General features: G+C 71.2%; 21 protein-coding genes and 1 pseudogene. 19 read left to right on the top strand and 3 right to left on the bottom strand.

Annotated elements, in window-relative coordinates:
• Positions 1 to 447: 447 nt before the first annotated feature.
• Positions 448 to 822, bottom strand: a complete 375-nt coding sequence (locus ABD466_RS24435) for a cupin domain-containing protein (protein ID WP_344659486.1) — start codon at positions 820 to 822, stop codon at positions 448 to 450.
• 102 nt (positions 823 to 924) lie between these two features.
• On the opposite strand from ABD466_RS24435, the gene ABD466_RS24430 reads away from it, so the two are divergent.
• The 4 genes and pseudogenes from ABD466_RS24430 to ABD466_RS24415 form a co-directional block, all read left to right on the top strand.
• Positions 925 to 1410: a MarR family winged helix-turn-helix transcriptional regulator gene (locus ABD466_RS24430; protein WP_344659485.1), complete on the top strand. Its 486-nt coding sequence runs from the start codon at positions 925 to 927 to the stop codon at positions 1408 to 1410.
• Positions 1411 to 1613: 203 nt separating this feature from the next.
• Positions 1614 to 1946 carry a PadR family transcriptional regulator gene (locus ABD466_RS24425; protein ID WP_344659484.1) on the top strand — a complete coding sequence of 111 codons (333 nt, stop codon included), beginning with the start codon at positions 1614 to 1616 and terminating at the stop codon, positions 1944 to 1946.
• Positions 1943 to 2455, top strand: a complete 513-nt coding sequence (locus tag ABD466_RS24420; protein ID WP_344659483.1) for a hypothetical protein — start codon at positions 1943 to 1945, stop codon at positions 2453 to 2455. Before ABD466_RS24425 ends, ABD466_RS24420 begins: the two co-directional genes overlap by 4 nt.
• A 76-nt stretch (positions 2456 to 2531) precedes the next feature.
• Positions 2532 to 2675: pseudogene (locus tag ABD466_RS24415) on the top strand (WhiB family transcriptional regulator); the annotation flags it as partial.
• 226 nt (positions 2676 to 2901) lie between these two features.
• On the opposite strand, the gene ABD466_RS24410 reads toward ABD466_RS24415, so the two are convergent.
• The gene (locus tag ABD466_RS24410; protein WP_344659482.1) at positions 2902 to 4893 is read right to left on the bottom strand and encodes a cell wall-binding repeat-containing protein; all 1992 of its coding nucleotides are present in this window, start codon (positions 4891 to 4893) and stop codon (positions 2902 to 2904) included.
• Between the two features lie 547 nt (positions 4894 to 5440).
• On the opposite strand from ABD466_RS24410, the gene ABD466_RS24405 reads away from it, so the two are divergent.
• From ABD466_RS24405 to ABD466_RS24380, 6 genes are all read left to right on the top strand, one after another.
• On the top strand, positions 5441 to 7399 hold the full coding sequence (locus ABD466_RS24405) for an ATP-binding protein (RefSeq protein ID WP_344659481.1): 1959 nt from the start codon (positions 5441 to 5443) through the stop codon (positions 7397 to 7399).
• Entirely contained in the window at positions 7396 to 7869 is a 474-nt protein-coding gene (locus ABD466_RS24400; protein WP_344659480.1) for a roadblock/LC7 domain-containing protein, read from the top strand. Before ABD466_RS24405 ends, ABD466_RS24400 begins: the two co-directional genes overlap by 4 nt.
• 13 nt (positions 7870 to 7882) lie before the next feature.
• Positions 7883 to 8254, top strand: coding sequence for a DUF742 domain-containing protein (locus tag ABD466_RS24395; RefSeq protein ID WP_344659479.1), 372 nt, complete (start codon positions 7883 to 7885; stop codon positions 8252 to 8254).
• Complete coding sequence (locus tag ABD466_RS24390) at positions 8235 to 8855, top strand: GTP-binding protein (protein ID WP_344659478.1); 621 nt, start codon at positions 8235 to 8237, stop codon at positions 8853 to 8855. Before ABD466_RS24395 ends, ABD466_RS24390 begins: the two co-directional genes overlap by 20 nt.
• Positions 8852 to 9817, top strand: a complete 966-nt coding sequence (locus ABD466_RS24385) for a GAF domain-containing protein (protein WP_344659477.1) — start codon at positions 8852 to 8854, stop codon at positions 9815 to 9817. The genes ABD466_RS24390 and ABD466_RS24385 overlap by 4 nt, the downstream gene beginning before the upstream one ends.
• Before the next feature lie 186 nt (positions 9818 to 10003).
• Positions 10004 to 11368 carry an acyl-CoA dehydrogenase family protein gene (locus ABD466_RS24380; RefSeq protein ID WP_344659525.1) on the top strand — a complete coding sequence of 455 codons (1365 nt, stop codon included), beginning with the start codon at positions 10004 to 10006 and terminating at the stop codon, positions 11366 to 11368.
• A 54-nt stretch (positions 11369 to 11422) separates the two neighbouring features.
• On the opposite strand, the gene ABD466_RS24375 is transcribed toward ABD466_RS24380, so the two are convergent.
• Positions 11423 to 11938: a MarR family winged helix-turn-helix transcriptional regulator gene (locus ABD466_RS24375; RefSeq protein WP_344659476.1), complete on the bottom strand. Its 516-nt coding sequence runs from the start codon at positions 11936 to 11938 to the stop codon at positions 11423 to 11425.
• A gap of 62 nt (positions 11939 to 12000) precedes the next feature.
• Between ABD466_RS24375 and ABD466_RS24370 the strand changes: the two genes are divergently transcribed.
• The 9 genes from ABD466_RS24370 (at position 12001) to ABD466_RS24330 (ending at position 22102) form a co-directional block, all read left to right on the top strand.
• Positions 12001 to 13299, top strand: coding sequence for an amidohydrolase family protein (locus ABD466_RS24370; protein WP_344659475.1), 1299 nt, complete (start codon positions 12001 to 12003; stop codon positions 13297 to 13299).
• Between the two features lie 75 nt (positions 13300 to 13374).
• Positions 13375 to 13662: a hypothetical protein gene (locus ABD466_RS24365; RefSeq protein WP_344659474.1), complete on the top strand. Its 288-nt coding sequence runs from the start codon at positions 13375 to 13377 to the stop codon at positions 13660 to 13662.
• Between the two features lie 95 nt (positions 13663 to 13757).
• Positions 13758 to 14168, top strand: a complete 411-nt coding sequence (locus ABD466_RS24360) for a hypothetical protein (protein WP_344659473.1) — start codon at positions 13758 to 13760, stop codon at positions 14166 to 14168.
• Between the two features lie 91 nt (positions 14169 to 14259).
• Positions 14260 to 15258, top strand: a complete 999-nt coding sequence (locus ABD466_RS24355) for a LacI family DNA-binding transcriptional regulator (RefSeq protein WP_344659472.1) — start codon at positions 14260 to 14262, stop codon at positions 15256 to 15258.
• A 185-nt stretch (positions 15259 to 15443) separates the two neighbouring features.
• A complete protein-coding gene (locus ABD466_RS24350; RefSeq protein ID WP_344659471.1) occupies positions 15444 to 16766 on the top strand; it encodes an ABC transporter substrate-binding protein in 1323 nt (440 codons plus the stop codon).
• A gap of 35 nt (positions 16767 to 16801) precedes the next feature.
• Positions 16802 to 17530 (top strand): ThuA domain-containing protein, encoded by a 729-nt coding sequence (locus ABD466_RS24345; RefSeq protein ID WP_344659470.1) that lies wholly within the window; start codon positions 16802 to 16804, stop codon positions 17528 to 17530.
• Entirely contained in the window at positions 17527 to 18564 is a 1038-nt protein-coding gene (locus ABD466_RS24340; RefSeq protein ID WP_344659469.1) for a Gfo/Idh/MocA family protein, read from the top strand. The genes ABD466_RS24345 and ABD466_RS24340 overlap by 4 nt, the downstream gene beginning before the upstream one ends.
• A 155-nt stretch (positions 18565 to 18719) precedes the next feature.
• The gene (locus ABD466_RS24335; protein WP_344659468.1) at positions 18720 to 21185 is read left to right on the top strand and encodes a glycosyl hydrolase family 95 catalytic domain-containing protein; all 2466 of its coding nucleotides are present in this window, start codon (positions 18720 to 18722) and stop codon (positions 21183 to 21185) included.
• Positions 21182 to 22102: a carbohydrate ABC transporter permease gene (locus ABD466_RS24330; RefSeq protein WP_425558724.1), complete on the top strand. Its 921-nt coding sequence runs from the start codon at positions 21182 to 21184 to the stop codon at positions 22100 to 22102. Before ABD466_RS24335 ends, ABD466_RS24330 begins: the two co-directional genes overlap by 4 nt.
• The last annotated feature ends 90 nt before the right edge of the window (positions 22103 to 22192 follow it).

Genomic DNA, 22192 nt, shown 5'->3' with positions numbered 1-22192 from the left:
GTAGGAAGCACGCCAGAGGACGCGGGCCGCAACCACCACCAATCACCCTGGCGGACGATCTACACCACAGACACCCGCCCATGCCCATGACCAGTACGAGAACCCACGAACCCGGCCAAGCCAGTCCCCTGATCAGCCGTTTCAGGATGGTGGCTCTTCACTGTGCCCGCCCGCCGCATCGCACCGCCTCCTGGACCGTGGGAGTGGGCATTCGTCCCTCGATCGCCACGTAGGTCAGACGTGGCAGGTAAGTGCGGCGCACCTGCCTTTATACGTGCGGCCATCTCCTGGGAGGCGACGACGAAGTCCGTGCCCGATCCGCGGAACCAGCTCAGGCAGATCGCGGCGTCCGGGGCCGGGCAGTCGCGCATGACATCCCACCAGCCGCGATCACGGGCTCGGCGCTCGTGCAGCGCCACCTGGCCATCTCGGTGACGTCGTCCAGCGTCACTGTGCCCACGGCGGGGCGAAGGAGTTCCCGCCGACAGTCGCGCGCATTCCGACGCTGGTCACCGCCGTGACTCGGGCCGGGTTCTGCGGGCACGCGTTGCGCAGTTGCAGGACGGCGTGCGCGGGCACGACGATCGCGTCGCCGGCCGCGGCGAGCACGTCCTCGCCGGCGACGGTCGCGGACACTCGGCCTTCGACGACGACGAAGACCTCTTCGCGGTCCATGCTGTGGACCTCGCTGTGGACCCCGGGCGCGAGTTCCACGGTCCAGACGGCCAGCTCGGCGCTGCCCCGGGACGGGACGGCCAGCGGCCGGAAGGTGAAACCGTCGCGCTCGAAGGTGGGCGCGTCGGCGAGGGTGGTCAGGGGCATGGCTTCTCCCGAGTGTTATGGTCAACCTCATTGACTACTTCACCCTAGGGTCCGGCCGAGAACAAGTCAACTGGATTGACTACTTATTCAGAGGGAACCACCATGCCGCAGAGTCCCGACTTCACCGATCCGCGCCCGGGCCAGGTGCCGCTCCTGATGGCGGTCGCGTATCGCACCATGACCGACCGGTTCCACGCGAGGCTTGCCGACCTGGGGCGGGAACCGCTGCGTCCGGCACACGGATACACCTTCCGGTACCTGGCCTCGAACCAGCAGGCCACCACCGTCACCCTCGCGGCGCACCTCGGCGTGACGAAGCAGGCCGCGTCCAAGACGGTCGCGGAGCTGGAGGGCTGGGGCTACCTCGAGCGCCGGCCGCACGCCAGCGACAAGCGCGCACAAGTCCTGGCGCTGACGCCCCGCGGGCATGACTATCTGAAACTGGCCGATCGCCTGTGGGCGGAAGTCGAGAAGGAACTGGCCGAAGTGATCGGCGCCGAACGACTAGCCGCACTCGACCACGACCTGCGGGCCTACATCACGGCTATCCACGAAGACCAAGCGGTACCGCTACGGCCGGTATGGTGAAGGCTCCCCAGATCGGGTACCTCAAGTAGCTGTTGGTGCGCCGCGATGCTTTGAGCCGCCCGGACCACCCCGACGCCGCAATCGCTTAACGGGGCGTCTTTTCCGTTGCTCCGCCGAACAGCCCCGACCACCTTCGAACATCGCCTTCGAGCTGGGACTTCAGGTTGTCGACATAGGGGTGTCAGGGGTCTACAGTCCGAAGCATGGGAGCGCGACGTCTCCGTATGACCGCGACGGTGCTGGATGTCCTCAGTCTCCTCGCCGCCGCCGCGCAGGACTCCCCCGAGTGGGGGTTGTCCATCTGCAAGAAGACCGGTTATGGCACCGGCACCGTGTACCCGGTCTTGGAGCGCCTGCTGGATGCGGGCCTGATCTCGGCGACGTGGGAGGAGCCGCAGCCCGCCGACCGTCCTCGCCGCCGTTACTTCGAGCTGACCCGGGCCGGATCGGCCGCGCTGCAGGCGGAGTGGGAGGAGCGTCGCCGGCGGAACCTCGTCTGGGCTCCTCGTCCCGGCGCAGTGGGGGAGATCTCATGAAGGAAGAGGTGGCTCTGCCCTTTCCCTTCTTCGACATCCTCGACTGGTTCTTCACACCGGCGAAGCCGCCGAGAAGGAGGGCGTGGGCGGGTCGGCGCCTGTGCGGGCTGGCCGGTGGTATCGCCGGTTCCAGTCGGGCCGCGCTCCGCTCCGACTGGTCGGCGGTGCTCGCGGAGTCACCGACTGACGAGACGGTGCGCACGGCGATGGGGATGGTCGTCGCCGCACTCCGGCTGCGGGCATCCGACATCGCCAAGGCGTGTTGGCGGCCGGCGGATCACGTGCTGGCGTCGAGGACCTTGTCGAACATCGTCGTCGCCATACCCACGGTGGCGGTCATGGTGATGCTGTTCCGGTACCAAGGCTGCGTCGGTGTGCTCACCAACATCGAATCGATCGCCGTGGTCGGTGCCGCCTTTCGCGGGCTGATCGTGCTCGGACGGTGGTGGCGGGCCGTCGCCCCGCCGGAAAGGGAAGCGCCGTGTCGGCCGCCGCGGCGCGGGTCATGAGTCCGTCTTCTTGCGGAGCGCCGGGAGGCGCTGCAGGTCGGCGAGGCGGTAGAGGTGGGGGCCGTCCGCGCCCGGCTGCGCCACGTGTCCGGTCCGGGCGGCGTGCGCCGCCCATGCGTTGACTCTGCCCGAGGTCTACGGCGTCTGGGGCGGGGTGGGCGAACTCGAACGACGGGCCCTCGCCCGTCTCTCATCGGCTGCTTCGCCAGGCTGGCCGTGATCCGGCCTTCGGTCGACTTTGGGTAGGCGAACGGTGATGCTGAGTCCGTACATGCGAGGCCAGTCTGGCGCCAAGCGTGTCTGGTTTCCGCCACACCGACTTCGTCGGCGCCGGTGCAGCAGAGCCCTGGAACGGAAGACGAAGCGGCCGGGCCGCGAGGCGCACACCTCGCGGCCCGGCCGCTTCTCCGCGTTGCTCAGCTCACGTCCGGGCCGCCGCCCGGACCTCAGTGCTTGGCGACGTTCGGGGTCGCCAGGTGCGGCGCGGTGGCGGGGTGGACGGGGGCGGTCTTGGAGCCGGTCGCGGTCTGGATGTCCGCGGCCAGCTGCTGGTCGACGCGCAGCGGCAGGGCGTTCGGGCCGCCGAAGACGAAGCCCCAGTTCGCGGCGCCGCGGTTGGCGTCGATCAGGGCGTCGTCCTGGGCGGTGAGGCCGACCGCCGGGTCCACCAGCAGCAGCGGGCCGTGGTGGTTGCCCATCAGGGCGCCGCCGGACAGCGAGTCCGGCCAGTTGGCGCCGGTGGCGACGCCGATGGTGCCGAAGGTGCCGAAGATGTCGTGCGCGACCAGGTACGAGGTCTGGTAGCGGTCGGCGCCGACGAGGGCGTCGTAGCCGGACCAGCCGGCCCCCTTGAGCGCGTTGTTGGCCGCGCCGCCGATGGCGGCCACGTAGCGCAGCTGATGGTCGACGGCCTTGCCCTGCAGGTACTGGTCGGTGACCGCGGGCATCTTGTCGCCGTCGGTCAGGACCACGACCATGCCGGAGTAGGCGCCCGCCGCGGCACCGGCCGACAGCGCGTCCGGGTAGTTCGCGCCGGTCGCCACCAGCACGTCGGTGGCGTTGGGCTCGGCGGTCTTCGCGATGTTCACCGCGGTCTCGTACCGGTCCTTGCCCGAGATCCGGTTCACCGTGTAGTGCAGGGCCTTGAGCTTGGCCTCGACCGCCGGGGAGATGGCCGCGGTGCCGCCCAGCAGGTACACGGTGCCGCCGCCGGGCAGCACGCGCTGGAGCTCGGCCTGCGTCTCCGCGGAGAGCACCTTGGTGTCGGTCAGCAGCAGCGGGCCGTGCTCCTTGGCGGCCAGCGCCGAGCCGCCCAGGGCGTCGGCGGGCAGGTCCGAGCGGGACAGCACGACCGCCTTCGCCTGCTGGCGGGTGTCGTTCGCGGGCGCGCCGTTGGTCCGCCAGGCCTGGTGGGACGCCAGCACCGCGGTGTCGATGCGGTCGCTGCCGGCGAACCGGAAGACGAAGCCCGGGTTGTCGGTGCGCACGGCCAGGCCGCCGCTCAGCGTCGAGACGCTCTTCTCCAGAGCCGCGCTCGGCGCCGCGGCGCCCAGCGCGTCGGCCAGGACCACCTGGTAGGTGCCGTCGGCGGCGCCGCCGGCCGGGGTGGCGCGGTTCTTGTACTCGAAGGCGACCGTCTTGTTGTCGGCCTCGAAGATCGGGGCCGAGTGGGCGCCGGTCTGCGCGGTGATCTGCTTCGGCGTCGACCAGGCGCCGCCCTGCAGCGTGGTGGCGAACAGCTGGGTGTCGTCGTTCGCGTCGGTGCGGACGAAGACGATGGTCTTGCCGTCGGGCGAGATGGTCGGCGCCGAGCCCCCGGTCTTGGCGTCACCGGGGGCGACGACCTGGGCCACGACCTGCTTGCCGTCGGCGCCGTACGAGACCACCGAGACGCCGGTCTTGTTCGAGGCGTCGGTGGTCTGCAGCACGATGCTGCCGGCCTCGTCGGCCGCGACGTCGGCGTTGCTCAGGCCCAGGCCCGCCGGCGGCGTGGCGACCAGGTCGAAGGTCGGGTGCGGGGCGTCCGCGGAGTCGCCGTTGGCCAGCGCGCCGACCACCTTGGCGGTGGCGCCGGTGCCCTCGGTCCAGTACACGACCTCGCTGGAGACGTCCCAGACGGTGTGCGAGGGCGCCGTGCCCTGCGCGATCTTGATGGCGTGGGAGCCGTCGTAGTCGGCGGTGTAGACGGCGTTGTCGGCGCCGATGTAGGCGAACCGGCCCCCCTGGCCGGCCCACGAGACGTCGTGCGCACCGGCCGGCAGGGCGATCTTCCCGCCGCCGACGACGTTGATCGCGCCGTTCGCGGTGACGGTGACCGGGCTCGGCGCGGTGCCGTAGGTGGTGGCGTGCGCGGCGCCGCCGGCGGCCAGCGCGGTGCCGATGGAGGAGGCGACGATCGCGGTGACGGCGAGCGGCTTCCGGGTGAACTTCGTGGACAACTGAGTAACCCTCCCCGGGACGAACGTCGACACGGTGTTCGACGTCACAAGAGGGCGCAAGAATACACACCCGATGTGGTGGGTTCGCACCCAGGTTATGGGGTGTGGAGGTGCGGTGGAGGCGGTGTGAAAGCCCGCCGCTTCCACCCTCGCGTGAGCGCTTCCGGCGTCGGGTCGCCGTCACGGCCCTCCGCGGGCGATGCCCGACTATGCGTGTGGTGTCGAATTCTGCGTCATCATGCTGCCAGGTGCTTGTAATGACCCGTTTATGCGCTCGATGATCCGACGCTGATACCCGCATCCGCTCGTGCGTTCGATTTCGCCGCCGAACCGCTGTTATCCCATGAACCTCTTATCCATACCCTAAGATACCGTGCTCGGTGAGGGGCCGCGGTAATGGGTCAGAATGTTCGAAGGGGCTCTCGTATGTCAGATTTCTGATACGTTCTTCGAATTCAGGCCGGATTCCCGATCGCAATCTCAGAGGAACACAGGGTTGGCATATGGCTTCCGTGCAAGCTGGCAACCGGACCGGTGGTGATCTCCGGTGATCACGGCGGACGGCGTCGAGGAGGCGCCGCGGATCGGGCCCGGGGCGCCGGGCCGGCACGCGGCCTGGGGAGTGGCCGGGGAGCGCCGGACGGGCGCGCGGCGGCCGGCCGCCTGGGTGGTGGCGCCGTCGGTGTGCTCGGCGGTCCTCGCCGGAGCGGCCGTGGCGATCGTCGTCGACGGCGCGCAGTCCGCGGGCTATCACATAGGCGGCGGCACGATGGTCGCGGTCTGGGTCCTCGGCTTCCTCATACTCGCGGTGGTGGTGGGGACTCTCGCCTTCGCCGGCCGCTCGGCGCGTGAGGACGAGCTCCGCCACCGCGCCCCCGGCTCTCCGGCGTACGCGCCGCAGCAGTACGCCCACCCGCAGCCGGTCCCCCCGGCGCCCCCGATGCCCGCGCCCCCACCGGAGGTCGCGGCCAGCGCCGCCGAGGCCGCCGCCGTGATGGCCGCCGTGAACGCTCCGGCGAACCCCGCGGGGACCTCGACGGCGGTCGTCTCCGAAGAGGGCGTGGACCTGCAGGTCATCTTCGCCCAGCTGGTCCGCCGGCTGCTGACCCTGGTACTGCAGCAGATCAACCGGCTCGACGAACTGGAGAACGAGGTCGAGGACCCCAAGCTCCTCAAGTCCCTGTTCGGCATCGACCACCAGGCCACGCAGGTCCGCCGCTACGGCGAGAACATCGGCGTGCTGGTCGGCGCCATGCCGCAACGGCAGTGGACCCAGCCGGTGCCCGTCACCGTGGCCCAGCGCTCGGCGGTCTCCGAGACCCCCGACTACCCGCGCGTGCAGGTGATCCCGCGGGCCCCGGGCCGGATCCACGGGCACGCCGTGTCCGACGTCATCCACATCCTGTCCGAGCTGGTGGAGAACGCCACCAACTACTCGAACCCCAACACCAAGGTCACGGTCGGCGCGCACCGGGTGGCGGCGGGCCTGGCCATCGAGATCGACGACCACGGCATCGGGATGGAGCCGGACCAGATCCGGCGCCTCAACACCCTGCTGCGCGACCCGTCCGGCGCCAACGTCCGGGACCTGCTGTCCCAGGGCCGCATCGGCCTGTCGGTGGTGGCGAAGATGGCGCAGCGGCACGGCATCGCGGTCGAGCTGCAGCCCAACGTCACCGGCGGCACCATGGCGCTGGTGGTGATCCCGGACGCGCTGCTGGCGCCCGAGGAGCAGCCGGCCGGCGACCGCGGCAAGCCGCGCCGCGGGGTGGACACCACGCAGCTTCCCGCCAAGCCGGCGCTGGCGCCGATCGCCGCCGACCGGGCGGCCCAGGGGGCGCCCGGTTCGTTCAGTTCCGCCGGTTCCGCGGGTGCCGTCGGTGCCGTCGGTGCCGCCGGTCCGGCGAGTCCGCCCGGATCGGCCGCCACCTTGTCGCCGGTGGTCTCGCCGCTCCCGCCGAAGCCGCAGCCGCCGGGCCGGTCCCCGTCCCGGCCCCGGCCCGAGCCGGTCACGACGCCCCGCCCGGTCACCGGCCGGTACGCCGCCCAGCCGGCTCCGCCCGAGGTCCCGCCGCCGCTGCCCCGGCACGAGGAGCCCGGGCCGGAGGCGGGTCCGGCGCTGCTGCCCGACGGCCGTCCGCAGCTGCGTCGCCGCACCCCGCAGGGCCACATCTCCGCGCGCCTGCTGCAAGCCGACGACACGCAGCCCCAGTACGGCGCGGGCGCGCTGTCGCCGACGATGATGTCCGACTTCTGGCAGGGGCTGTCGGCCGGCTCCGAGGGGACGCCGGCGCCGGTGCCTCCCGGTCTGTCCTTCCCGTCGTTGTCCGACCCGGCCGCGGGGCGACGGCCGGAGTCCGGCCGGGTGTGGGCCCCGGCGCCCGGACCGGATCCGTCCGCACCGGCTCCCGCGCGACCCGCGGCCCCGGACTACGCCCAGGACTACGCGCCGGATTACGCGCCGCACGACCGCCCCACCGTGAACCGTCAGGAGTGGAACCAGTGACCTCCCACACCGAAGAGACCCTCAGCTGGCTGATCAACCGGATGCTGGAGAGCATCCCGGCGGCCCGCAGCGTGCTGCTGATGTCGACGGACGGGCTGGTCCGCGCCTTCACCCCGGGCCTGACGAAGGATGAGGCCGACACCCTGGCCGCCGCCGAGAGCGGCATGTGGGGCATCGTCACCGCGATCGGCCAGACGGTCCGGGCCGGCGGCGTGCGGCAGGTGGTGGTGGAGCTGGACGGCGCGTTCCTCTGCGTGGGCGCGGCCGGTCCGGGGACGTGCATCGGCGTGCTCGCGGACCGGTCGGCCGACCCGCGGCAGATCGGCTTCGAGATGCAGCGCTGTGTCACCGGGGTGGTGAAGGAACTGGCCACCGCGCCGCGCGCCGGCAACCCGTTCCAGCAGCACCAGCCGGCGTCCCGGCCGTACCCGGAGGCGGATCCCCTGGCCGCGTCCCAGGTGCGGTCGTGAGCCGGGCGCGATCGTGAACCGTGGCGATCCCGGAGCCTTCGTCGACCAGGCGGCCGGCCGCCTGATCCGCCCGTACGCGGTGGCCGGCGGGCGCACCGCGCCGCACGCCGACTTCCACCTGGTCACCCATGTGGTGGCCACCGGCCGGCCGCTCGACGGCCTGGGCCCGGACCACGACGACATCCTCACGTTGTGCCGCCGCCCGATCTCGGTGGCCGAGGTCTCGGCGCTGTCCGGCCTGCCGCTGGCCGTGACCAAGATCCTGCTGTCCGACCTGCTCGGCCGGCGGGCCATCGACACCCGCGCGCCGGTCCCGGTCTTCGACCGCGCGCGGCCCAGTACGGACCTCCTGGAGAAGGTGCTGGATGCCCTCTACAAACTCTGATCTGCCCGGCGGCCTGAAGCTGCTGATCGCCGGCGGCTTCGGCGTCGGCAAGACCACGCTGGTCGGCGCGGTGTCCGAGATCGTGCCGCTGACCACCGAGGCCACCATCACCGAGGCCAGCCGCGGGGTCGACGACGTGGCGCTGACCGGCGGCAAGACCACCACCACGGTGGCGCTGGACTTCGGCCGGATCAGCATCGCCGACGAGTACGTGCTCTTCCTGTTCGGAATGCCGGGCCAGGAGCGGTTCTGGTTCATGTGGGACCAGCTGTGCATCGGCGCGCTCGGCGTGATCGTGCTGGTCGACACCCGGCGCATCGAGGACTCCTTCGACGCCGTGGACTACTTCGAGCGCACCGGCATCCCGTTCGTGGTCGCGGTGAACGAGTTCGAGGGCGCGCCGTACGCGTACACCGCCGCCGAGGTCCGCGACGCGCTGCAGCTGCGGGCCGAGGTGCCGGTGGTGATGTGCGACGCCCGCTCCCGCACCTCGGCCGTGAACGTGCTGATCGGCCTGGTGCGCCACCTGCAGACCGCCGACCACCGGACCGTGCGGCCCGCCGAGCCCCGCCCCGCCGTGCACGAAGGAAGCTGCATATGACTGATCGAGACTTCGAGACCCCGGCCCTGCGGCTGGGCCGGCCGGCGCCCTCGGACGCCGGCGCCCGGGTGGCCCGCCAGCGCGAGCTCGGTCTGGCCAGCGTCCCGGACACGGTGTTCGACGAGGTGGCGCGCACGGCCGCGGAGAGCACCGGCGCCACCGCGGCGATGGTGAACCTGGTGGGGGAGCGCGGGCAGTACTTCGTGGGCCTGTACGGCAAGGAGCCGTCCTCGGGCGAGCCGGCCTTCCTCGGGGACCCGGGCCGGTTCATGGACATGGACCAGGGTTTCTGCGTGCACGTCGTGGGCCGTAAGGCCGCGCTCACCCTGGACGACGTCTTCGAGTTCTCCCGGTTCCGCGGCAACCCGGTGGTGGACGAACTCGGCGTGCGCAGCTACATCGGCGTCCCGCTGATCGACGACGACGGCACGGTGATCGGCACGGTGTGCGCGATCGATCCGGCGCCGCGCAGCGAGTCCGAGGGCAACTCCTGGGGGAACCAGGGCCTTCAGGTCCTGAAGGAGGCCCGGGACCGCGTCCTGGCCGAGATCGGCGGACGCCAGAAGATCGGCGGGGTGCTGGCCGCCGCCGACGGCCCGGTGATGATCACCGCCAGCCCCGGTCTGGAGGTGCTGTACGCGAACGCGTGGCATGAGCAGCTGTTCGGCGGTGTCGAGCAGCTCGGCGCGCCGGCCCCGGAGGTGTTCCCGCACCTGGCGCCGGTCGGCATCCTGGCCATCATCGAGCACCTGGAGCGCGGCGGCGAGCCGATGGTCACGCCGCCGATCCCGTTGAACGGCCCGGCGACCGCCACCATCGCGTTCGCCGCGGTGCCGGTGCGGGTGCCCGGGCAGGAGGCCGCCGTCCTGACCTTCGGGCTGACCGACACGGACGCCGTCACGTGCCTGGCCCGGGCCAAGGAGATCGCCGCGGATGTCGAGGATCAGACGGATGCCCCCTGATACAGCGGGCATTCCGGACGGGAACAGCGAGGGCGCGCCGGGGGCACCGCATATACGGAATCGAACACTGTCTTGCCAAGCATGGATCACTTGGTAGATATATACGTGCGTGGTCAGCGCCATCAGTGTTCGCTGATACGTTCGCACGGGATCGCCTTCGGTGAGGAGAAAGCAGTGTCAGCCCTCATGCACCAGGTCTTCACCAGCGACCGGCACGACGCGCTCCGCGAGGAGGTGCGGGCGTTCGCCGACCAGGCGGTGCGCCCGCGCGTGGCGCGCATGGAGGACACGCGCGACGTCGATCACGAGCTGTCGGCGGCGATCGCCCGCCGCGGCTGGATCGGCGCGACCATCCCGAGGGAGTACGGCGGGATGGAGGCCGGCCACCTGGCCAAGACCATCATCATCGAGGAGCTGTCCCGGATCTCCGCGGCCATGGGGGCCATGGTCCAGGCCTCGCAGCTGGGCGTGGCCAAGATCCTGCACTTCGGCACCGAGGCCCAGCGCCGCCACTGGCTGCCGGCGATCGCCGACGGCCGCTGCCTGCCCACCATCGCGGTCACCGAGCCCGAGTCGGGCGGCCACGTGCTCGGCATGTCCGGCACGGCGGTCCGCGACGGCGACCACTACATCCTCAACGCCCGCAAGGTCTTCGTCGGGAACTCCCACGTCGGCCACGTGCACGGTGTGGTCGTGCGCACCGGCCCGGGATCCAAGGGCCTGAGCGCCTTCCTGGTCGAGTACGACCGGCCCGGCGTCCGCCTGGAACCGCTGGAGCCGACGATGGGACTACACGGCTTCAGCTTCGGCGAGATCGTCCTGGAGGACTGCCGGATACCCGTGGAGAACCGTCTCGGCGAAGAGGGCCAAGGCCTCGACGTCGCCTACTCCTCCAGCATCCTGTACGGCCGGCCCAACCTGACGGCGGTCGCCCTTGGCATCCACCAGGCGATCGTCGAGGACACCGTCGAGTACTGCCGGCAGCGCCGCCTCTACGACGCGCCGATCTCGGAGATCTCCTCCATCAAGGTCCGCCTCGGGGACATGCAGTCCCGGCTCATGACCGCGCGCCTCGCCGCCTACCATGCCGTCTACATGCTCGACCAGGGCCTGCCCTGCGACACCGAGCTGATGAACGCCAAGCTCATCAACGTCGAGTACGCCATCGAGTCGGCACGCTCCGCGATGGACGTCATCGGCGCCCGCAGCCTCCAGACCCGCTATCGCATCGAGCGCTATCTGCGCGACGCCTACCATGTGCTGGCTCCCGCTGGTACCGCGGACATCCAGCGTCTGCGGCTCGCCGAGGCGGCGCTGAGTGTGGAGCGGGGGCAATGGTCGCAGAGGTTCGCGCAGGAGGTGCGGGGGCGGGCGACGGAACGGATCGCCGAGCGGGTTCCCGACCATGGTCCCGACCACGTTTCCGAGCGGGTGCCCGGAGTGCGGGCCGCGGCACAGGCGGCCGCCGCGGTGCGGACGGCGGCGGTCGAGCCGGAGACCGCCGGAGGTTCGCGGCGGGGGCGTGGGGCGCTTGGATGGCGTTCGCGTTAGGAGTGGTGACCGCGCTCAGGCCCGCGCACCCGGCCGCCGCGACCGCGCGGCCGGTCAGGCCCGCGACTCGGGCGCGGGCCGCGGCGGCGCCGGAATCGCCCGCAGCGCCTCGGTCGCGGCCGTGATCACGTCGGCCGGCAGGCCCGCGAACACGGCGTCGTGGGCCGCGGTGTTGGCGAGGATCGCGCGCTCGGCCACCGCCACACCCTCCGGTGTGAGGCGGACCAGGGTACTGCGCCCGTCGTCGGGGTCGGGTTCGCGGTGGACCAGGCCGTCGGCGGCCAGGCGGTTGATGACGTTGCTGGTGCCGCCGGTGGACAGCATCAGGGCGTGGGTCAGCTCGTTGGAGCGCAGTCGGTAGGGGGCCCCGGAGCGGCGCAGAGTGGCCAGGATGTCGAAGGCGGCCACGGTCAGGCCGAGGCCGGGGAGCACCGCCCGGGTGGCCGCGTCCAGCCGGCCGGCCAGGACGAGGACGCGCTTGGTCAGCTCACTGGCCGGGCTCAGCGCTGCCGGGAGCTCGGTGCGCCAGGCGGCCAGCAGCTCCTCGACGCGGTCCGGATCGCTGGTCACGCTTGACAGCCTAGACCCCTTCCGGGATAGCTTTAGGGAAAGCTTTCTATGAAGGGATCTCGATGACCGCCTCCCGGCTGCTCGTCTCCGATATAGCCTGGCTCGTCGACTTCGACGCCGACCCGTCCGCTCCGCCGGTCGTCCGGACCGGCGTCGACCTGCTCGTCGAGGACGGCCGCGTGGCCGCGGTCGGCCCGCAGCTGTCCGCGCCGGACGCGGAAGTCCTGGACGCCTCCGAGTTCCTGGTGCTGCCCGGCTTCGTCGACGCGCACCGCCACCTGTGGCTCACCGCCCTCCGGGCGCTGACCGCCGACTCCGACCTCGGCGCCTACCTCGAACTGGTCCTCGGCCGCCTGGCCCCGCGCTACACCCCGGAGGACGTGTACACGAGCACGTATTTCGGTGCTCTGGAGTGCCTCGACGCGGGCATCACCACGGTGCAGGACTTCGCGCACATCATGTACACGCCCGAGCACGCCGACGCCGCCGTGGCCGCGCTGACCGACTCCCGCGTCCGCGCCGTGTTCGGCTACGGATACCCGGCCATGGACGCCGCGGCCCGCGACCTCGCCGACGTCCGCCGCGTCCGCGAACAGCACTTCGCCTCCGACGACGCCCTGCTCACGATGGCGCTGTCGCCGGCCGGCCCGTCCTACGCGCCGATCGAGACGGTCCGCGAGGACTGGAAGCTGGCCCGCGAGCTCGGCGTGCCGGTCACGGTGCACGTCGCCTCCGGTCCGGTGGCCGCGCGGCCGGTCGCCGCCCTGGACCGGGAGGGCCTGCTGGCCGCCGGCACCGTCTATGTCCACGGCAACTCCCTGCCCGACGACGAGCTCGCCCTGATCGCCGCGTCCGGCGGCGCCGTCGCCATCGCGCCGGCGGTCGAGGCGCAGATGGGCCACGGCGCCCCGATGATCGGCCGGCTCCGCGCCGCCGGCGTCGGCCTGGGTCTCGGCGCCGACGCGGTCACGGCCGCCGCCGGCGACATGTTCACCCTGATGCGGGCCGCGCTCGTCACCGGCCACCTGGGCGGCGGCGCCCGGCCGACGACCGCCGACGTGCTGCGCGCGGCCACCCTGGGCGGCGCCGAGACCCTGGGCCTGGCCGACCGGACCGGCTCCCTGCGCCCCGGCAAGCGCGCCGACCTGCTGCTGCTCCGCGCCGACGCCCCCAACCTGGTCCCGCTGCACCACGACCCGGTCGGCGCCGTCGTCTCCGCGGCCCACACCGGCAACGTCGACACCGTGCTCGTCGACGGCCGGGTGGTCAAGCGCGGCGGCGCGATCGTCGGGGACCCCTCCGCCTTCGCCCGGCATACCCTCGTGAGCAGCGCGGAGCGGATCGTCGGCGGCCTCCGGTAACACCTGGCCGCAGACATCTGCGCTTTTATACACTCGATCGCGGACATCGGTCACTGCCACGAGGGGGACGTGCACATGCCGGATCTTGTCGTCGACGCCGACGCGCTCGAGGCGTTCGGGGGACAGCTCGAATCCATCCGGTCCCGGATGAACGCGGCGCGGGACTGGACGCACCAGTACGACGGCCAGATGGGGGCCGCCGAGGTCGAGGACGCGCTGCACAGCTTCTCGTCGGGGTGGCGGGACGGCCGCAAGGAGATCGACGGGTCGCTCAAGGCCCTGTCGGACATGCTGACGAACTCCGCGCAGACCTTCCGCCAGACCGACGTGGACCTGAAGAAGCCGCTGGAGCAGTCGAACTAGCCGGGCCGCGGGCCGGGCCCTCGCGGACCGGCCCGCGACCCGGGCACAGCTGGCGGTAGCCTGTCAGCTGCTTGTCAGCAGTGTGGAGGGGACCCGTGACCGACCAGTCGATGTACTACGCGCCCGCGCCGTCGCAGTACCAGCAGGTGCCGCAGCCGCCTCCGCCGCCGGCGAAGAAGAAGCGCGGTTTCTGGGCGATCTTCTTCATCGTGCTGTTCAGCCCGTTCATCGCGCTCTACTACTTCTTCAAGGGCCTGTACTGGGTCTTCGCCTGGCTGATGACGCCGGTCGCGCTGGTCGTCCACTTCGTGGCCTGCGGGCTGGGCCTGATCTGGTACACGCCGGTCAAGCTGTTGGCCTCCGGCCGGTCCAAGCACCGGATCCTGCAGCCGCGTTACCCCGCCTTCCCGCCGTTCTGGAGCGGTGCGTACTGGGTACGGCTGCGCGACGGGGTCAAGGCGACCTGCGAGTTCGGCGTCGCCGTCGCGTCGATCTTTTCCAGCTGAACCTGCGCCGCATCGAGTACGGTGACGCCCGATGCCCCGGTGGCGGCGGGCACGTCGTACGGTTCGTTCGGTCCGCAGGAGGCGACCCTACTTGAACGTTTCCCCGGAGCCCCGGGCCAAGCGCGCGACCATCGAGGACGTCGCGAAGCTGGCCGGGGTGTCGCGCCAGACCGTGTCGCGCGCGGTCAACGACAAGGCGGAGATCGACGCCGAGACCAAACGGCGGGTGCTGGAGGCCGCGCGGACGCTGAACTACCGGCCCAGCCGGTTCGCCCGCGGCCTGATCCGGCAGGACACCACCACCCTGGGCCTGATCATCTCCGACATCGGCAACCCGTTCTTCCCGGAGCTGGCCTCGGGCGTGCTGCGCGCGGCGCAGGCGCGGGACTGGCAGGTGGTGCTCTACGACACCGGCGAGGACCCGGAGCGCGAGGTCCGCGCCCTGACCGCGCTGGCCGACCAGGCCGACGTCGGCGCCGGGTTCCTGCACTCGCCGGCGGTCCTCGCGCACGCTGTGCGGCTCGGCGTGCCGTTCGCGGTGCTCGACCCCGGCTGGGACACCGGCTCGGCGCCGGGCGTGGGCATCGACGTGCCCGGCGGCGTCCGGCTCGCGGTGGAGCACCTGGCCGCGGCCGGGCACCGGCGGCTGGGCATGGTCGACGGTGCCGACGACCCGCGCGACAAGCGGCGCGTCAGCTTCCTGGCGATCGCGAAGGAGCTGGGTCTGGACGTCGACGAGGACGCGGTGGAGCGCGCGCCCCGCACGGTCGAGGGCGGCGCGGACGCGGTCCGGGCGCTGCTGGCGCGGCGGCCGGGGATCACGGGCGTGTTCACGTACAACGACGTGCTGGCGGTCGGGGCGGTGCGCGGGCTGAAGGCCGCGGGTCTGCGGGTGCCGCAGGACTGTGCGGTCGTCGGGTTCGACGGCCTGCCGCTGGGCGAGCTGGTCGAGCCGCCGATCACGTCGGTCTACGTCGACATCCGGCGGATGGGCGAACTGGCTGTGGCCGCCGCCGCCGAACTTCTGGCGGGGCGGACGCCGGAGCCGGTGATGATGCATCCTGAGCTGCGCGTTCGCGGCTCGGCCTGAGTCGTTCGCAGCCCTCTGCGGCGGCCGATGGGGGACGCCGGCATGTATCCCTTCTGATAAGAGGTCTTGACGAGACTGTGTGATCTGGCCCACGCTTACTGCCCGTGAGCGCTCCCGTGAGCGCTCACGGGCACCGGGTGAGGCTGGGCTCCCCGGGGTTCACTCCTCACCCCAGGAGGCAGCGGATGTCGAAGCGAGCGTTTCCCCGTCGTCACCTAGCACCAGCAGTCGCCGTCACCGTCTCGGCCCTCGTCCTGTCCGCCTGCTCGGCGGCCGGCGGCTCGGGCTCCGCAGCCTCCTCAGGAGGCGGAGGCGACGCCACCACCATCACGTTCCTGACCTTCGAGACCCCGAACCTCACCCCGGCCTACTGGGACGCCGCCATCAAGCGCGTCACCGACAAGTACCCCGGGATGAAGGTCAAGCGCCTGGTCTCCCCGACCGCCGACCGCACCGGCTACGCCAAGCAGCTCAAGGCCTCCGGGCAGTTCCCGGACGTGATGATCGCGGTCACGCCGACCGGTTTCGCGCAGGCCGGCGACCTCTACGCGTGGCAGCCCGGTGAACTCGGCGACTTCGAGGTGCCGGACGGCGGCGCCATCGGCGGCAAGGTGTATCAGCTCCCGGCGAACACCCAGACCATCCCGATGGTCTACTACCGCAAGTCGATGTTCACGAAGGCCGGCATCGCCGGCCCGCCGGCCACCTACGCCGAGATGCTCGACGACGCGGCCAAGCTCAAGGCCTCCGGCGTGCTGCCGTTCCAGGTCGGCGGCGGCTCCGACGCCTTCGCCGCGGTGCTGCCGCTGTCCGCGACCGTGGCCACCCAGGTCTACCGCCAGGACCCGAACTGGCTGGTGGACCGGCACACCGGCAAGGTGAAGTTCTCCGACCCCGGGTTCGTCGACGCCCTGCGGCGGGTCGGCGACCTGGCCGCCAAGGGCTACATCGACCGGTCCGGCCTGTCGCGCAACTACGCCGACAGCCAGAAGGCGTTCCTGGACGGCACCGGCGCGATGTACCCGATGGGCGTGTGGTTCGCCTCCGCCGCCGACGCCAGCCCGATCAAGGACGACATCGGGGTCTTCGCCTGGCCCACCGACGACGGCAAGACCGTCATGCCCGCCTACACCGGCGGCGGCCTGGAGGTCAGCGCGCACGCCAAGAACCTGGACGCGGCCAAGAAGTTCGCCCTGGGCTTCCAGCTCGACAAGGACAACCTCGACAACAACGTGCTGCACGACGCGCTGTTCCCGGCGATCAAGGGCTACACCCCGCCGGACGGCACCGGGCCGGTGTTCAAGGCGTCCTACGACCTTTACCGAAAGGCGAAGAGCGACGGCACCATCGTCAAGGCCTTCAGCTGGGAGGCCGGCGACGACGCGCTGATCCCCGGGATGACCGACGTGGTGTACGGCGCGATCGAGGACGTGATGCTCGGCAAGAAATCGGCCGAGGACGCGGCTTCGTATCTGGACTCCGAGTGGGCCAAGAAGGCCTCCAACTAGTCGCGCGGTAGCAGAACCCCGAGAGGACTTCGCCAGTGCGGATACTCGTGTTCAACGAGAACCACCACGAACTCACCCGGCCCGAGATCGCCGAACGCTACCCGCTCGGCATCCACGGCACCGTCGCCGCAGGCCTGGCGGACCGGCTGGGAGCGGCGGCCGCCATCGTCACCGCCACCCAGGACCAACCCGGATACGGGCTCACCGCGGAAGCGGTCGAGGCCACCGACGTCCTGGTCTGGTGGAGCCACCTGCTGCACGCCGAGATGGACGACGAGACCATCGCCCGCGTGCGGCGCCGCGTGCTGGACGGCATGGGGCTCGTGGTGCTGCACTCCGGCGCCGGGTCGAAGCTGTTCAGGTCCCTGATGGGGACCAGCTGCGACCGGCGCTGGCGGCACGGTGACGACCGGCAGCTGGTGTGGACCGTCAAGCCCGGCCACCCGATCGCGGCCGGCATCCCGCAGCCGCTGGTGATCCCGCACGACGAGATGTACGGGGAGCCGTTCGACGTCCCGGAGCCGGACGAGCTGGTGTTCCTGTCCTCGTTCACCGGCGGCGAGGTGTTCCGCAGCGGCGCCTGCTACACCCGCGGCGCCGGCCGGGTCTTCTACTTCGGCCCCGGCGATCAGGAGTGTCCGGTCTACCACCAGAAGGAGGTCCAGGACGTGATCGCCAACGCCGTCCGCTGGGCGGCTCCCGCCGGCCCGGTCGGCGGCCACTTCGCGGACGCTCCGTCGCCGGTCGGGTGGTGGGAGCGGTGAATGCCTTCCACACCGTCGCCACGCCCGGACCGCTGCGCGCGCTCATCGTCGGCGCCGGGTTCATGGGCCGCAACTGGGCTCGCGAGATCGCGCTCCAGCCCGACACCGACCTGGCCGGGTGGGTCGACCTCGACGAGGCGGCCGTCCGCGACGCGGCGAAGGAGGCCGGTGCCGCCGTCGCGGTCGGCACCGACCTCGCCGCGATGCTGGACGAGCTCGGACCGGACATCGTCTTCAACAGCGCGCCGCCGGCCGCACACCGGGCCGTGACCACGACTGCCCTCGAACACGGCTGCGCCGTGCTGACGGAGAAGCCGATGGCCATGTCCCTGGCCGAAGCACGGGACTTGGTCGCGGTCGCCGAGCGGACGGGCCGGCTGCTGGCCGTCACCCAGGACCGGCGCCACCTGTCCGGCACCAAGGCGCTCCAGCGAGCCGCCGCGCGTCTGGCACCGCTGACCCGCCTCGAAATCGACTTCCGCCTCCCGCACCGCGCCGGGCCCTACGTCCACCTGTGGGACGAGCCGCTGCTGCGCGAGATGGCGATCCACCTTTTCGACGCGGCGCGCGCCGTCACTGGAGCTGAGGCGCAGTCCGTGTTCTGCAACGCGTACCGCACCCCGTGGTCCTGGTATCCCGGCAACGACTCCGCCGAGGCGCTGTTCCGGATGGACGGCGGCCTGCACTTCGCGTTCACCGGCTGCTGGACCGCGCGCTCGGACTTCACGTCCTGGACCGGCTCCTGGTACCTGGAGGGCGCCGGCGGATGCGCGACCTGGGACGGGGTCACCGCCCCGGTGCTCACCCCGGCCCGCGAGGAGGGCGGACCCGCACCCGCGTCCGAGACGTTGCCGGTCGCCCCCCAGTCCGCCGAGTTCCCCGGCCTGGCCGAGGTGCTCGCCGGGTTCGTGCGCGCGCTGCGCAGCGGCGAGGTCCCCGAGGGGGAGTGCCATGACAACCTGCGCAGCCTGGCGATGGTCGAGGCCGCGGTGGCCTCGGCCCGCACCGGGGCACCCGCCGTCGTCGAGAACTGACAGGAGACCTGCCCGTGTCCTCGGAACTCAGCCGCGGATCCCTGATCACGGCCTCGGCCGGTGCGGCCCTGTTTCCGACGGCTTCCGGCCGGACTTACCGGATCACCCCTTGATGTCCAGCTCAGTCCATCTTTGCGCACCAGTGAGGAGAGAACGTGAGCACCAACGAGCAACAGCAGGTCGGGCGTCGGGCACTGCTCGGCGGGACCGCCGCCGGGATCGGCGCGGCCATCGTCGGGAGCGGGGTTTCGAGCGCTGAGGCTGCTGCGACGCCGGGACGTGGCGGGTCGGCTGGCTCCGTCGCCGGCCCCCCAGCCCCAGCCCCAGCCCCAGCCGCAGCCGCAGCCACCGCCACCGCCACCGCCACCGGCGTCGACTGGTCCGCCGTCCAGGCCCAGCTGGCCGCCGTCGGCCCGCACGTCAGCGCCCCGATCAGCGGCGTGGTGACGAACAAGTACACGACCGGCATGCTGCTGGGCAACGGCTACTTCGGCGCCGTGGTCGGCGACTCCTCGGCCGCGCAGCAGACGTACCACTTCGGCTTCCACAGCCACTGGGGCAATGCGCGCAACGGCACGTCGTGGCAGAACTCGATCCTGGCGGCGAGCACGCTGACCGTCGCCGCGCCCGGGGCGACCGCCGCGTCCGGCTACTCGATGAAGACCGACTTGGCCGGTGCCGCGGTCACCACGGTGCTGGCGTTCTCCGGGGTCAAAGTGACGCTCCGTTCATGGACGGCCGACCAGGACAGCGTGCTGGTCACCGAGATATCGTCCCCGGCCGGCAGCGCGTCGATCACGCTCAGCGCGCAGCAGATCGTCGCCTCCGACGCCGCGTATCCCTCGGCTGGCGGCGTGAGCAACGGCGCGGTGTGGACGACCCGCCAGAACAACGCCTCCGCTTACAGCCCGACCAGTCTGCGCTCCACCGTGGCCGCGGCGACCAAGCTCGTGGGCTCCTCCTACAGCAGCACCAGTTCGACCTCCGTGTCCGGGACCGGCAAGTTCACGCTGCCGGGCGGTGGCACCGTCACGCTGGTCACGGTGCTGCGGGCGGCCGCGCAGGACGTGTCGGCGACGACGACCATGCCGTCGCCGACCCAGCTGCGGGACAAGGCGGTCACCGCCGCGGCTGCGATCGACGCCACGTGGCTGACGAACGCCAAGGCCACGCACACGGCGTTCTGGCAGGACTTCTGGACCCGGTCGAACATCGTCGTCGGCGACTCGCAGCTGGAGACGTACTACTTCAACGCGCAGTACGTGCTGGGCAGCGCCACCCGCGCCGGGGCCAACCCGCCGTCGCTGTGGGGCATGTGGCCGACCAACGACACGCCGAGCTGGGGCGGCCGGTACTTCCTGAACTACAACGAGGAGGCGCTGTACTACGGCGCCTTCTCCTCGAACCACGCGGATCTTTCGGAGCCATACCGGCGGCTGATCTACAACGAGGTCCCGTGGCAGCGGAACAAGACGCACAGCGCCGGGTATCAGGGCACCGCTTTCCAGCGAAGCCTCGCGCCGTTCCATCTGTACGAGACCGCGCCGTCCACGACGCCGGTCGCGTCGACGAAGGACTACACCAAGCTCCCCGCCGACCAGAAGTCCAACGCGAGCTTCGCGGCGCTGCCCTTGATCTGGCACTGGGAGTACACCCGCGACCAGACCTACCTGCAGAGCCAGCTGTATCCGCTGTTGAAGGAGCTGGACGCGTTCTGGCGGGACTTCGCGGTGTGGGACGGTTCGCGGTGGGTCTTCGAGCACACCTCGGCACATGAGGGCGGTGACGACACCAACCCCAACCTCGACCTCGGCTTCGCGCGCAAGGTGATCAACACGCTGTTGGAGACGTCGGTGATCCTCGGCGTGGACGCCTCGCTGCGGCCCACATGGCAGGACTTCCTGAACAAGCTCAGCAAGTACCCGACCGGGACCTACAACGGCGTGACCGTCTTCTACACGGCCGAGGTCATCAACAACCCGCAGCTGCCGGACAAGTTCGAGCCGGGCAACCAGCCGATCAACATGGAGGGCGTCATCTTCCCCGGTGAGCAGTGCTCGATCGGCGGTGACGCGAACCTCGTGCAGTACGCCATCAACTCCCTGGCGCAGATGAACTCGTGGGGCGTCACCTCCGGTGGGAACTCCAACAACGGGTTCCCCAAGGAGTTCCCGATCGCGGCCCGCGTCGGGTGGCCCGCGGAAGACCTTTTCCAGAAGTTCAAGGCGTCCATCGCGCACCTGTGGCGGTCCAGCAACGACACCGTCTTCCAGGGCGGCGGCGGCATCGAGACCACCGCCTCCACCGAGACGCTGAACTCGATGCTGATGCAGAGCGAGGGCGGCGTGATCCGGGTCTTCCCGTGTTGGCCGACCGCGCGGAACGCCTCCTTCACGCTGCTGGCCAAGGGGGCGTTCCTGGTGAGCAGTGCGATCAGCGGCGGCGCCGTCGCCTCCGTCGGGATCACCAGCCAGGCCGGCGGGAACGCGACGCTGGTCCTGCCGTGGACCACCGGCACGGCGACCGTCACCGCCGACGGATCCACCGTCCCCGTCACCGTCTCCGGTGGCCGGGCCACCTTCGCCACCACGGCGGGCACCACGTACAAGGTCACTCCATGACATCGATGCAAGACACACGGGGTCCACAGCGCTCGGCGCTGCCCCGGCGCGCGAACCTGGGGTACTTCCTCGGGTTCGGCGCGCCGGGTCTGCTCTTCTACGCGTGTTTCGTCTTCGCGCCGCTGGTCCTCAGTGTCGGCTACAGCTTCACCAACGCCGACGCGTTCCTGCCGCACACGAAGTTCACCGGGTTCCACAACTACGTGCGGCTGTTCCAGGACCCCGACTTCCTGATGCAGATTCGGGTCACGGCGATCCTGACGTTCATCATCGTGCTGGTGCCCAACCTCGGCGGGCTGGCGATCGCGGTGCTGCTGAACCGGCAGGGGCGCCTCTATCGCGCACTGCGGACGGTGTTCTTCGTGCCGGTGGTGCTCAGCTCGGTGGTGGTGTCCGTGGTGTGGCAGGCCATGCTCGCCGACGGGGGGCTGCTGGACACCGTGCTCAAGTCGCTCGGGGTGGACGACCCGCCGGGCTGGCTGTCCGATCCGTCGATCGCGCTGTACTCGGTGGGCTCGATCGCGAGCTGGCAGCTGCTGGGCTTCTGCACGGTGGTCTATCTGGCCGGGCTTCAGGGCGTGCCGGACGAGCTGCTGGAGGCGGCGGCGATCGACGGCGCGGGACGGTGGACGCGGTTCCGGCGGGTGACGTGGCCGATGCTGGCGCCGGCCTTGACGATCAACACCGTGATGCTGCTGATCACCGGGTTCAAGACCTACGACTTCGTGCAGGTGATCACGCACGGCGGCCCCGGGAGCGGGACCACTGCGACGGTGGCGTACAGCGTGATCCAGACCGGGTTCACGGAGAACAAGACCGGGCTGGCTTCGGCGATGGCTGTGGTGATGCTGGCGATCGTCGCCGTGGTGTCGAGCGTGGCCCTGCGGCTGTTGCAGCGGCGGGAGGTGGAGCTGTGATGGCCGGTTCGGTGGCGGGGGTGGAGCGGGCCGGGGCGGCCGGAACAGCCGAGGGGGCCGAGCGGGACGGGCGCCCGGACCGGCTCGGGT

Origin of the sequence: Catenulispora subtropica, from assembly GCF_039531675.1 — a bacterium.
Taxonomy (GTDB): Bacteria; Actinomycetota; Actinomycetes; order Streptomycetales; family Catenulisporaceae; genus Catenulispora; species Catenulispora subtropica.
The sequence above is the reverse complement of the archived record's forward strand: the minus strand, read 5'-3'. Positions and strand labels throughout refer to the sequence as shown.

Bases quoted from the DNA above. Each gene is read 5' to 3' on its own strand.
- ABD466_RS24435 (WP_344659486.1), bottom strand. From the start codon at position 822: ATGCCCCTGACCACCCTCGCCGACGCGCCCACCTTCGAGCGCGACGGT.
- ABD466_RS24430 (WP_344659485.1), top strand. From the start codon at position 925: ATGCCGCAGAGTCCCGACTTCACCGATCCGCGCCCGGGCCAGGTGCCG.
- ABD466_RS24425 (WP_344659484.1), top strand. From the start codon at position 1,614: ATGGGAGCGCGACGTCTCCGTATGACCGCGACGGTGCTGGATGTCCTC.
- ABD466_RS24420 (WP_344659483.1), top strand. From the start codon at position 1,943: ATGAAGGAAGAGGTGGCTCTGCCCTTTCCCTTCTTCGACATCCTCGAC.
- ABD466_RS24390 (WP_344659478.1), top strand. From the start codon at position 8,235: ATGCCCTCTACAAACTCTGATCTGCCCGGCGGCCTGAAGCTGCTGATC.
- ABD466_RS24385 (WP_344659477.1), top strand. From the start codon at position 8,852: ATGACTGATCGAGACTTCGAGACCCCGGCCCTGCGGCTGGGCCGGCCG.
- ABD466_RS24380 (WP_344659525.1), top strand. From the start codon at position 10,004: ATGCACCAGGTCTTCACCAGCGACCGGCACGACGCGCTCCGCGAGGAG.
- ABD466_RS24370 (WP_344659475.1), top strand. From the start codon at position 12,001: ATGACCGCCTCCCGGCTGCTCGTCTCCGATATAGCCTGGCTCGTCGAC.
- ABD466_RS24365 (WP_344659474.1), top strand. From the start codon at position 13,375: ATGCCGGATCTTGTCGTCGACGCCGACGCGCTCGAGGCGTTCGGGGGA.
- ABD466_RS24350 (WP_344659471.1), top strand. From the start codon at position 15,444: ATGTCGAAGCGAGCGTTTCCCCGTCGTCACCTAGCACCAGCAGTCGCC.
- ABD466_RS24330 (WP_425558724.1), top strand. From the start codon at position 21,182: ATGACATCGATGCAAGACACACGGGGTCCACAGCGCTCGGCGCTGCCC.